The organism is Corynebacterium sp., from assembly GCF_012837295.1.
GTDB lineage: Bacteria > Actinomycetota > Actinomycetes > Mycobacteriales > Mycobacteriaceae > Corynebacterium.
The window spans coordinates 1-10,989 of sequence record NZ_DURI01000268.1; the positions used below are offsets into that span (position 1 = coordinate 1).

The following is a 10,989-nucleotide window of genomic DNA, read 5'->3' on the forward strand; positions in this document are numbered from 1 at the left end:
AGCAGGCCGGCCAGGCGCCCCAACCCTGCTGGGCCAGGACCTTCTCGGCGACGTAGATCTGCTCGATGCGGGAAGCCTTGTCGGCGGTCGGGGCGAACTCGCCGCCGCCGAAGCCGTTCCAGGTGCCGGCCGCGAACTGCAGGCCGCCGTAGTAGCCGTTGCCGGTGTTGATGTGCCAGTCGCCGCCGGACTCGCACTGCGCCAGGCGATCCCAGTCGGAGTCGGGGGCGGCGGTGGCGGTCGGGGCGGCCATCGCGGCGCCGGCGCCGAGGATGGCGCCGGTCAGGGCGACCTTGGCGGAGGTGGAGACGAAGCTGCGGTTCTTGGTGGCGTGACGGGCCATGTCGGTGGTTTCCCTCTCGTTGATTTCGGTGATTCGCCGTCGGGGTTAGCTGTCGGGTTCGGGCGGTGGGGATGCCCGGCGGACGTGGGTCGTCCGGCTTCACCCCAGGGAGTCGGGACATCGCGTGGATGTCCGTCCCGTCCGGCTTGCGCCGGTGGTTTCCCCGACCCCGTCTCGATCAGGATTGTGTCCATGAAGTTTTCGCTGGCCGCGGGTCTCCGTGGTGCCGTCCCGGACGGGGTTGGGCGAGGGGCGGCGGAGCTGCCGTGGTGCGTCGTTTGGGTACGGTAGCGGTCGGTAACGGAATAGTCACGTTATGCGGTGGGCCGGGTTGGCGGTGGGTTTTCGTCGAAAAGTAGGTGCTTGACGACGTTATCGCTGCTCAGCCCCCATAATGTGGGGCATGTTACGGGTGGGGGCGAGGTGGAATGTGAGCAAGGTCACGTTATCGAGCCGTGATCTTCGGGTGTTTTTCGGCCGTCCGCTATAATCGGTTGTTTCACCGTGCGCGAGTTGTGCGCGTCGAAAAGTCGAAAAGCAGCCCAGATGCCGCCACGCCGCATTCGCGAGGTGGCGCAGACGGCACAGAGAGAGCAGAGAGAAAGGTGGCCCCGGTGCCCATCGGCAAGGTCAAGTGGTACGACAAGGATCGCGGCTTCGGCTTCGTCTCCAACCCCGGCGGCGAGGACGTCTACGTCGGGCATGCCGTGCTGCCCGAGGGCGTCGAGGAGCTGGCCAAGGGCCAGCGCATCGAATACGACTACGCCGACGGGCGCCCGGGGCCGCAGGCGCTGCACGTCACCGTGCTCGAGGAGGCCCCGCGGGCTGGCAGGGGAGGCGGCGGGGGCCGTCGCCAGGCCAAGCGCCACTCGCCGGAGGACCTCAACGGCATGATCTCCGACATGATCTCCATGCTCGAGTCCACCGTCCAGCGCGACCTGCGCGCCGGCCGGTACCCCGACCGCAAGCACGGCCACCAGATGGCGGAGGTCCTGCGGGCCGTGGCCCGCGAGCTCGACCACTGAGCCGGCGTTCGGGCCGGCGGGCTACTCCGCGTCGTTCGCGGAGTCGTTCGCGGTGTCGCCGCCGGCTTCGTTGAGCACCGACCAGGTGATGCCGTACGGCACCTCTTCGCCGGAGGCGTCCTCGCCGACGACCGTCGTGGAGACCTCCACGACGCCCAGGGGGGTGCGCTCGCCGTTGACGGACGCGGAGCCCGCGACGGTCACGGTCTTCGCCTCGCCCGGCTCCTTCTGCTCGGCGGAGTTGACGGACTCGTCGGAGTAGAAGCGCTGCAGCGTCCACGCCACGGAGGACACCGCGTCGGCGACCTCGATCTCCGCGGTGTCCTCCAGGCCGATGGACACGCGGGCGGTGGCGTCGTCGTACGTGGTGCACGCGCCCTCGCCGCGCTCGAACATGTCGCAGACCCGGTAGGGGGAGACCTCGATCTCCTCGTCGCCGATCCGCACCGTCATGGTCAGGGACTCGGGGTCTTCCACGGTGCCGTCGTTGGAGCGGTCGAGGATCAGGACCACGCCCGTGATGATCAGCGCGACCGCGACGATCACCCCGATGATCCGCCACGTCTTCTTGTTCACCTTGGCCGCCACGGCTCGCTCCTTACTCGTCGGTCGGCCGGCCGCCCTCCGGCGCCCGAACCGCGGGTCAGTCTATCGGCGCTCATTCGGCCGGCGTGAACCGGATCTCGAACAGGGTGGGCCAGTACTTGCCGGTCACCAGGAAATGATCCGTGCCCGGGACGTGGGCGATGCCGTTGAACACGTCCGCCTTCTCCCGGGCCTCCGGCGTCAGCGCCTCGACGAGCGGGGTGGCGTCGGCGAATCCGGTGACCGCGCCGGTGGCGGGGTCGATGCGGACGATGTCGTTGGTCGTCCACCGGTTGGCCCACACCTCCGGGCCATCGGGGCCGTCGACGCATTCGAGTTCGTTCAGCTGGTCCACGCGCAGGCCGTCGAAGATGACGTCCACGCGGCCGGTCTCGGCGAAGGTGACGGGGTCGCGGAACGTCAGGGTGTTGGAACCGTCCGACATGACCAGCCGGTCGCCCTCGTGGCACAGGCCCCAGCCCTCGCCTTCGTACCGGGCGCGGCGGGTCTCCTCCAGCGTCACCGCGTCGCGGGCGAAGGCCTCGCCCTTCTTCCACGTCAACTGCCACACGATGTCGCCGGCGCGGGTGATGCCCTCGCCGAAGAACTCCGGCGGCAGCTCCCGCAGATCCTCCGCCGGCGACCCCGCCCGCCAGTCGCGGACGCGCCAGATCGCCGATTCCCCGTACTGCCCGGTGCCGACCAGCAGCGACCCGTCGTCGTCGATCTCCAGACCCTGCGTGAAGGCGCGGTCGTCGAACGGATGCTCCGCGACGACCTCGACGTTCAGGCGGGGCAGATCCGCCGCCGGTGCGGCCGCCCCGGAACTCGCGGTGTTCTCCACGGGGACGTCGGACGGCGGGGCCGCCGGGCCGTCGTCAAGCGAATCGCCCGAACAGCCGGAGAGGACCAGGACCGACGACAGGACGGCCGCCGAGACGGCCTTCGCGCTGAGCTTCATGCACCCCACTCTAGAATGGCCCGTGTGACAGACAACCGAGGACGCCGTTCCCGCAATCGCCGCCGCTCACGCGGCCCCCTGTTGGGCGACCGCGCCGTCGACATCGCCCGCGCCGCAGTCGAGGACATGGACGAGGGGCCCGCCGGCGCCCACGCCGGCGTGAACGTCACCCACCCGGGGGTGGCGGTGCACAGCTTCGCGGCGGACCTGCCGGGCTACCGCGGCTGGGAATGGCACGTCGTGCTGGCGTGCGCGCCGGGCACCGACCACATCACCGTCAGCGAGGTCGCGCTCGTCCCCGGCGACAGCGCGCTGCGCGCCCCCGCGTGGATCCCCTACGAGGAACGGCTGCGCCCCGGCGACCTCGGCCCCCGGGACCTGCTGCCGCCCGCGGCGGACGATCCCCGCTTGACGACGGCCGACGCCGAAGACCGCGAGCTCAGCCCGGAGGGGCTCCGCCTCACCGCTGAGCGCTGGCTCGACGGCGACACCGGGCCGCACGGCGAATTCGCCGACGAGGCGCTGCGCCACTGCGGCACGTGCGCGTTCTTCGTCCCGCTCGAGGGGCCGCTGGGCGCCGACTTCGGCGCCTGCGTCAACGAGTGGGCGTTCGACGGCGACGTCGTCCACGTCGACCACGGGTGCGGCGCCCATTCCGCCACCCCGGAGGTCACCGGCGCCGGGGCGCCGGAGGGGAAGGCGTACGACGATCAGGCGATCGTCGACCGCGCGGATCTGCGCGGCCACTGACCCGCAGCCGCCCCGTGTTGCCCGCCGGGGCCCGGGGGTGCGATTCTGAGAGGCGCATTAACGATTCCCGGCCGCCGCACGCAACCGCGGCGGCCGCCCTTCCAGAACGGGAGCGCAAGCGCATGGCCGAATCCTCGGTGGGACCAGCAGACCAGAAGGGGGCCGTCGGCGACGACCGGCGCCGCCCCACATCCGCCATCGACCGCTACTTCGGCATCACGGAGCGCGGTTCGACCGTCGTCACGGAGGTGCGCGGCGGCGTAGTCACCTTCTTCGCGATGGCTTACATCATCCTCCTCAACCCGCTGATCCTCGGCGGCATCGAGGACGTCGAGGGCACCGTGCTGTCGGTGCCGCAGGTCGCCGCCATGACCGCGTTCGCGGCCGGCGTCATGACCATCCTGTTCGGCGCGTGGGCGAAATACCCGTTCGGCATCGCCGCGGGCCTGGGCATCAACACCCTGGTGGCGGTGACGTTCGTCGCCAACGAGGGACTGACCTGGGCCGAGGCGATGGGTCTGGTCGTCATCGACGGCCTCATCATCGTGGCGCTGGCCGTGTCCGGCTTCCGCTCGGCGGTGTTCGAGGCGATCCCGCCGTCGCTGAAGGCGGCGATGGCGGTCGGCATCGGCCTGTTCATCTCCATCATCGGCTTCGTAGACGGCGGCCTGGTCCGCCGCATCCCGGACGCCGCGGGCACCACCGTCCCGGTGCAGCTGGGCATCGGCGGCCACATCACGTCGTGGCCGACGGCCGTGTTCGTGCTGGGCATCATCATCTGCGGCGTGCTCGTCGTGCGGAAGGTGCCGGGAGGCCTGTTCATCGGCATCGTGATCAACACGATCATCGCCCTGATCGTCGAGGCACTGACCAAGTCGGGCCCGTCCTTCGTCGACGGCGAGCCGAACCCCTCGGGCTGGAACCTCGCGGTCCCCGGTGCCCCGGACGGCATCGGCGGCCTGCCGGACATGTCGCTGCTGGGCCAGTTCGATCTGTTCGGCGCGTTCGTGCGCATCGGCGTCATCGGCGCGACGATGCTGGTGTTCACGCTCGTGCTGGCGAACTTCTTCGACGCCATGGGCACCATGACCGGCCTGGGCAAGCAGGCGGGTCTGGCGGGGAAGGACGGCGTGCTGCCGGGCATGAAGCGCGCGCTGGTCGTCGAGGGCGTCGGCGCCGTCGTCGGCGGCGCGACCTCGTCGTCGTCGAACACCGTGTACGTGGACTCCGCTGCGGGCATCGGCGACGGCGCCCGCACCGGCCTGGCCAACGTGGTCACGGGCCTGCTGTTCCTGCTGGCGATGTTCTTCACGCCGCTGTACGAGATCGTGCCGGTCGAGGCCGCGGCCCCGGTCCTGGTCATCGTCGGCGCGATGATGATGTCGCAGATCACGGAGATCGACTTCTCCCGGTTCGACATCGCGCTGCCGGCGTTCATGACCATCGTCATCATGCCGTTCACGTACTCCATCGCCAACGGCATCGGCGTCGGCTTCGTCACCTACGCCCTGCTGGCGCTGTTCTCGGGCCGCGCCCGCGAGGTGCACCCGCTGCTCTACGTCGTCGCCGCGCTGTTCCTGGTGTACTTCGGCATCGAGCCCGTCTCGGCGATCCTGGGCGCGTAGCCGGTGCCGGATCCACGACCGAACCGCGTCCGCGTCGCAGATGCGTCCGATCCGCGGCTCGACGACGTCCGCGACCTCAACCGCTCGGATTCCCGCCCGGATCTGCCGGGCGGCAAGGGCCTGGTCATCGCGGAGGGGGCGCTGATCGTCCCCCGCCTCGCGGCGTCGCGCTTCCCCCTGCGGTGCATCGCGGGGACGCCCCGCCGCCTGGATTCGCTTGACGACGACCTGGCGGCCGGCGATCCCGCCGCGCGCGCTGCTGCGCTGTCGGTGCCGTGGTTCGAGGTCGAACGGCCGGTGCTGGCGGAGGCCGTCGGATTCGATCTGCACCGGGGGCTCCTCGGCGTCGCCGACCGCGCGCCCGAGCCCACCGTGGCGGAGGTCGTGGCCGGGGCGCGCACCCTGCTCATCCTCGAGGGGGTGGGCGATCACGAGAACATCGGCGCCATGTTCCGCAATGCCGCGGGCATGGGCGTCGACGGCGTGCTCTTCGGCGCCGCGTGCGCCGATCCGCTGTACCGCCGCGCGGTGCGCGTGTCCATGGGTCACGTCCTGCGCACGCCCTTCGCGCATCTGCCGGGGACCACGACGACGTGGCAGCGGTCGCTCGAGGGCCTGCGCGACGAGGGCTTCCGCATCGTCGCCATGACGCCGGGGGAGGGGTCGGTCCCGCTGTGGGAGGCGATGGCGCACGAGAAGGTGGCCATCCTCGTCGGCGCGGAGGGCCCGGGCCTCACCGAGCACGCGATGCGCGCGGCGGACGTGCGCGCCCGCATCCCGATGGCGGAGGGGACGGACAGCCTCAACGTGGCCACGGCGGCCGCGATCGGGTTCTACGAGCGATTGCGCTTCTGAACCTTCGCCCAGGCCCTCTTGCCCCAGCCGCGGACGCTCTCGCCCATCGAGCGGGCGCCGTCGGCGGCGGCGCGGCCGACGCGGCGGATGCCCTCCGCCGAATCATCGGAGGCCCGGGGCGAGTGGTCCTCGTAGTCGTCGTAGTCGACGTTGCCCGCCACCGCCCGGGGCGCGTCCCCGGCCGCACGGCCGCGCCGGGCCGCCACCGGCCCCGGGGCCGTCGTCCGGCGCCCGTCGACGGCGAAGGCGCTGACGGGGATGTCGGGGCCCGGATCGGCGGGATCGAAGCCCAGCCACCCGAGCGCCGCCGCGTCGCTCAACTCGGCGGGCACGAAGGGCATGGCCACCCCGCGCCGGGGGACGGCCGCGCCGGCGGCGGCGCCGCCGGAACGGTCACCGGAACCATCATCCGCGACCTCCGGCTTGCGGCGGCCGGCCCAGAAATCGCCCTCGAAGATCTCGGGCACCCCGATGTCCTCGATGATGGTGAACCGCGTGGCGGAAAACGCGCGCTTGAGTTCCCCGGCCCGCCAGTGCGCGAATGCGCCGAAGCCGGTGACCGGGTCGGAGGAGAACGCGTACACGTCGGTGGCGGCGATGCCGCGCAGGTAGCGCCGCGGCAACTCGGACAGCTGCGAGACGTCCTCGAGCACCGTCTGCACGACGGCCAGGCCGTCGAAACCGCCGATGTAGAACTCGCCGGCGCCCGCGGGGGCCGACCTGTTCAGCGGGAAATCGCCGATGGGCGCGACCGTCAGCCGCGGATCCAGCAGCGCCAGGTACTTGCGCCCGAAACCCCGGTCATGGCCGGGTTCGGCGGTGAGGACGGCCAGCGGCTCGGCGGCCGTGACGAACCAGATCGTGGCGACGCCCGCGCGCGCCCCCCGGGTGGAGCTCATCGGTCACCCGTCACTTCCGGTCCGTGGGGCGCACCCCGAGCAGCACATCCTCCCAGGAGGGCATGACCGTCTTGCGGCGGCGCTTCGGCGTCTGCCCGTCGTCGGGGTGCCGCAGGAAGTCGTCGTCCCCGTGATCGTCGTCGGCCATGCTTTCCGACGCCCCGTGGTCCATGACCGGCGGCGCATCCTCGACAGGCGGCGCCGGTCGCAGGCCGGGGGCCTCGTCCTCGACGGAGGACAGGTTTCGGCGGGGCCGGGCGAAATCCGGATCGACGAGCTCGGCCGCGATGGTGTTGCGCGCGACCGTCGACGCCGAGGCGCCCTCCGCGTGGAACGCCCATTCGGCGGTGGTGGTGGAATGGCCGGCGGCCCAGGTCACGCCGATGATCCACTGCCCGGCCGGGTCGCGCCAGGCATCCCATTCCGAGGTGGACAGGTCGAGTCCGCGGGCGGCGAAGGCGGTGGCCAGGATCTCCCACAGGGTCAGCTGCGCGGGGCCGTCGGCGCGGCGCGGACGGGACTGCTTGCCCAGCTCCGCGATGCGGGCGCGCTCGGCGAGCACCGGGTGCGCGAAGGGATCGATGCGGCGGGCCGGCATGCCGGTCAACTCGATGAGCTCCTCCACCGAGGCGCCCGCGCGCACGCGGTCCTGGATCTCCCGGGGGCGAAGCACCATGCGGGGTTCGGCGGGGGCCGGGGTCTCCTCGACCGTCTCCTCGGGCCCTCCGGCCCCGGCGGATTCGCCGTTCGAGTCTGAGTCTGAGTCTGAGTCGGAGACCGGGGCTGCATCGGACGCGGAGTCCGTGACGGCAACCGGGCCGGAATCCTCTGGTGCGGCGGTCTCGTCCGCGTCGGCGTCGTCACGCGCATCCCCGACCGGACCGGAAACGGCCGCGATCAAATCGCGCAGTTCATCGGTGACCGGCAGCGCGAACCGCTCCCCGTCGCCCGCGCCGGAATCCGCGGCGGCGAGGATGATGGTCCCCGGCTCGCCGGCGTCCGTGATGGGCTTCAATTCCCGCATTCGAAAACCTCCTGGGGATGACCGCCGTGTACTTTCCCCCATGCTAAACGACGAAACCCCCGCCGGGCCGCCACCTCGAAGGTGCGGCGTGTGCGGGGGTTCGGCGCGGACGGGCCGCCGGAAGGGCTCCGGGGATCAGGCCGAGGCGTGGCCGTTGTCCAGGATCCAGTCGATGGCGCCGGTCAGCTTCTTGACGTCCTCCGGGTCAATCGCCGGGAACATGCCGATGCGCAGCTGGTTGCGGCCCAGCTTGCGGTACGGCTCGGTGTCCAGGATGCCGTTCGCACGCAGGGTCTTGGCGATCTTCGCGGCGTCGACGTCGTCGGCGAAGTCGATGGTGCCCACGACCAGCGAGCGCTTGGCCTCGTCGGCGACGTACGGGGAGGTCTCCGAGCGGCCCTCGGCCCAGTTGTAGAGGTGCGAGGAGGACTCGGTGGTCCGGGCCACCATGCCGTCGAGGCCGCCGTTGGCGTTCATCCACTTCACCTGGTCGGCGAGCATGAGCAGCGTGCCCACGGCCGGGGTGTTGTAGGTCTGGTTCTTCAGCGAGTTGTCCACCGCGGTCTGCAGGTTGAGGAACTCCGGGATGAAGCGGTCCGAGGCGTTGATCTTGGCGATGCGCTCCAGGGCGGCCGGGGACATCGCGGCCAGCCACAGGCCGCCGTCCGACGCGAAGCACTTCTGCGGCGAGAAGTAGTAGGCGTCGGTCTGGGAGATGTCGACGGGCAGGCCGCCGGCGCCGGAGGTCGCGTCGATGGCGACCAGCTGGCCCTCGGAACCGGCCGGGCGGGTGACGGGCACCATCGCGCCGGTCGAGGTCTCGTTGTGCGCCCAACCGATGAGGTCGACGCCCTCCTCGCCCGCGACGACCTCGGGGGCCGAACCCGGCTCGGCCTCGATGACCTGCGGGGCGTCGAGCCACGGCGCCAGCTTGGCGGCCTTGGCGAACTTCGACGAGAACTCGCCGTAGGACAGGTGCGCCGACTTCTTCTCGATCAGGCCGAAGGTGGCGGCGTCCCAGAAGGCGGTGGCCCCGCCGAGGGACAGGATGATCTCGTGGCCCTCGGGCAGCGAGAAGAGCTCGGACAGGCCCTCGCGGACCTCGCCGACGACGTTCTTCACGGCCGGCTGGCGGTGCGACGTGCCCATGATGCCGGTGGCGCCGTCGACGACGGCCTGGATCTGGGACGGGCGGACCTTGGACGGGCCGCAGCCGAAGCGTCCGTCGCCGGGGAGGAACTCGGCGGGCAGGGAGGGGAACTGATCGCTCATTGGGCGCAACCTTTCGGTGGGTTATGGACCACCTAGACTCTATCGCCCCGCACGCGGGCGGGTCACGGGCGGGGGATCGCCCCCGAAACCCCCGTCTCGGGTGAAGCGGGGGAGGGGGGCGTCGGGTGTGGCGAAACGGTGTTCGCAATCTTCGCTAAATGTGAAGATTGCGAAGAGTAGGTTGTGCAATGTGGAGCCATGCTGGGGCGACCGTTTCGGCTGCTCTGGGGCGGTAGAGGTGTTTTTGTGTCCAAAGGGGGAGGTTCCGTCCGGGCGTGCCGCGAAACTTCAAAAGCCGGGAGGGGGTGTGGTGTCCGGAGGTGGGCATCATGCGGGGTGACCTGCCCAAACGTGGTGTTGCTCCGGGAAAACATAATCGCTAAACTCGCCGCGACGCTCCCGTGGAGACGAAACCGCGGGGGTAAGGGTGTTGTCGCCCTCACATTCTTTGCTAGAGTGTGTCGCAATCCACTGCTGGCGGTTGAGTATGGCTCGGCCGGGCCCCGGTGTGAAGCGGGCGAAGAAGTTCTTCGGCCGATCCGCACCGGGCACCATCTGCGCGCCCCTCCCGGGGCCCGGATAGTGTGGGCCGTGGCCGGCGAGACAACGCCGGATTGCCTGAACGACACATTTTCAGCGAAAGGGAAGTTGTGGCTACTGAGAACAAGAAGGCCGTGCTCCACTACCCCGGCGGCGAGTTCGAGATGGACATCGTCGAGGCCACCGAGGGCAACGACGGCATCGCGATCGGCAAGCTCCTCGCCGAGACCGGACTGACCACGTTCGACCCGGGTTACACCGCCACGGGTTCGACCACCTCCGCGATCACCTACATCGACGGCGGCAACGGCATTCTCCGCCACCGCGGCTACCCCATTGAGCAGCTGGCCGAGAAGGCCACGTTCAACGAGGTCTCCTACATGCTGATCAACGGCGAGCTCCCCACCAAGGAGGAGCTGGAGAAGTTCAACTACGACATCCGCCACCACACCCTGCTGGACGAGGACTTCAAGAAGGCCTTCTCCATCTTCCCGCGCGGCGCGCACCCGATGGCCACCCTGGCCTCCTCGGTCAACATTCTCTCGGCCTACTACCAGGACGAGCTGGACCCGTCGAACCCGGAGATGCGCGAGCTCGCGACCGCCCGCCTCATGGCCAAGGTCCCGATGCTGGCCGCCTACGCCTACCGCGCCTCGAAGGGCGAGCCGTACCTCTACCCGGACAACTCCCTGAACGCGCGCGAGAACTTCCTCCGCATGATGTTCGGCTACCCGTCCGAGAAGTACGAGGTCGACCCGGTGCTCGTCGACGCGCTCGACAAGCTCCTCATCCTGCACGCCGACCACGAGCAGAACTGCTCCACCTCGACCGTGCGCATGGTCGCCTCCTCCGGGGCCAACATGTTCGTCTCCATCGCCGCGGGCATCAACGCCCTGTCCGGCCCGCTGCACGGCGGCGCCAACCAGGCCGTCCTGGAGATGCTCGAGGACATCAAGAACAACCACGACGGTGACGCGACCGAGTTCATGAACCGCGTCAAGAACAAGGAGCCGGGCGTCCGCCTGATGGGCTTCGGCCACCGCGTGTACAAGTCCTACGACCCGCGCGCCGCCATCGCCAAGAAGACCGCCCACGAGGTGCTGGCGCACC

General features: G+C 70.3%; 11 protein-coding genes and 1 riboswitch. Of the genes, 5 read left to right on the plus strand and 6 right to left on the minus strand.

Annotated features, from left to right (window positions below):
* Window positions 1–343, minus strand: a 343-nt coding sequence (locus tag GX015_RS08820; protein ID WP_291344441.1) for a transglycosylase family protein, incomplete at its 3' end; no start/stop codon positions are given.
* Between the two features lie 19 nt (window positions 344–362).
* A riboswitch (cyclic di-AMP (ydaO/yuaA leader) is annotated at window positions 363–544 on the minus strand.
* Between the two features lie 413 nt (window positions 545–957).
* Here GX015_RS08820 and GX015_RS08825 point away from each other — a divergent pair.
* Window positions 958–1,368, plus strand: coding sequence for a cold-shock protein (locus GX015_RS08825; RefSeq protein WP_291344443.1), 411 nt, complete (start codon window positions 958–960; stop codon window positions 1,366–1,368).
* A 21-nt stretch (window positions 1,369–1,389) separates the two neighbouring features.
* Here the strand turns inward: GX015_RS08825 and GX015_RS08830 are convergent, their stop codons facing one another.
* Entirely contained in the window at window positions 1,390–1,956 is a 567-nt protein-coding gene (locus GX015_RS08830) for a DUF2771 family protein (RefSeq protein ID WP_291344445.1), read from the minus strand.
* Window positions 1,957–2,026: 70 nt separating this feature from the next.
* Complete coding sequence (locus GX015_RS08835) at window positions 2,027–2,914, minus strand: glutaminyl-peptide cyclotransferase (protein WP_291344447.1); 888 nt, start codon at window positions 2,912–2,914, stop codon at window positions 2,027–2,029.
* 24 nt (window positions 2,915–2,938) lie between these two features.
* On the opposite strand from GX015_RS08835, the gene GX015_RS08840 reads away from it, so the two are divergent.
* From GX015_RS08840 to GX015_RS08850, 3 genes are all read left to right on the plus strand, one after another.
* On the plus strand, window positions 2,939–3,664 hold the full coding sequence (locus GX015_RS08840; RefSeq protein WP_291344448.1) for a DUF3027 domain-containing protein: 726 nt from the start codon (window positions 2,939–2,941) through the stop codon (window positions 3,662–3,664).
* Window positions 3,665–3,786: 122 nt separating this feature from the next.
* Window positions 3,787–5,289, plus strand: coding sequence for an NCS2 family permease (locus tag GX015_RS08845; RefSeq protein WP_291344450.1), 1,503 nt, complete (start codon window positions 3,787–3,789; stop codon window positions 5,287–5,289).
* A gap of 3 nt (window positions 5,290–5,292) precedes the next feature.
* Complete coding sequence (locus GX015_RS08850; protein ID WP_291344452.1) at window positions 5,293–6,144, plus strand: RNA methyltransferase; 852 nt, start codon at window positions 5,293–5,295, stop codon at window positions 6,142–6,144.
* Here the strand turns inward: GX015_RS08850 and GX015_RS08855 are convergent.
* From GX015_RS08855 to serC, 3 genes are all read right to left on the minus strand, one after another.
* Complete coding sequence (locus GX015_RS08855; RefSeq protein ID WP_291344454.1) at window positions 6,123–7,043, minus strand: hypothetical protein; 921 nt, start codon at window positions 7,041–7,043, stop codon at window positions 6,123–6,125. The two genes, GX015_RS08850 and GX015_RS08855, sit on opposite strands and share 22 nt — an antisense overlap.
* Window positions 7,044–7,053: 10 nt before the next feature.
* Window positions 7,054–8,067: a septation protein SepH gene (gene sepH / locus GX015_RS08860; RefSeq protein WP_291344456.1), complete on the minus strand. Its 1,014-nt coding sequence runs from the start codon at window positions 8,065–8,067 to the stop codon at window positions 7,054–7,056.
* 135 nt (window positions 8,068–8,202) lie between these two features.
* Window positions 8,203–9,339: a phosphoserine transaminase gene (serC, locus tag GX015_RS08865; RefSeq protein ID WP_291344459.1), complete on the minus strand. Its 1,137-nt coding sequence runs from the start codon at window positions 9,337–9,339 to the stop codon at window positions 8,203–8,205.
* 650 nt (window positions 9,340–9,989) lie between these two features.
* On the opposite strand from serC, the gene GX015_RS08870 reads away from it, so the two are divergent.
* The coding region (locus GX015_RS08870; RefSeq protein WP_291344461.1) for a citrate/2-methylcitrate synthase at window positions 9,990–10,989 on the plus strand (1,000 nt) is incomplete at its 3' end.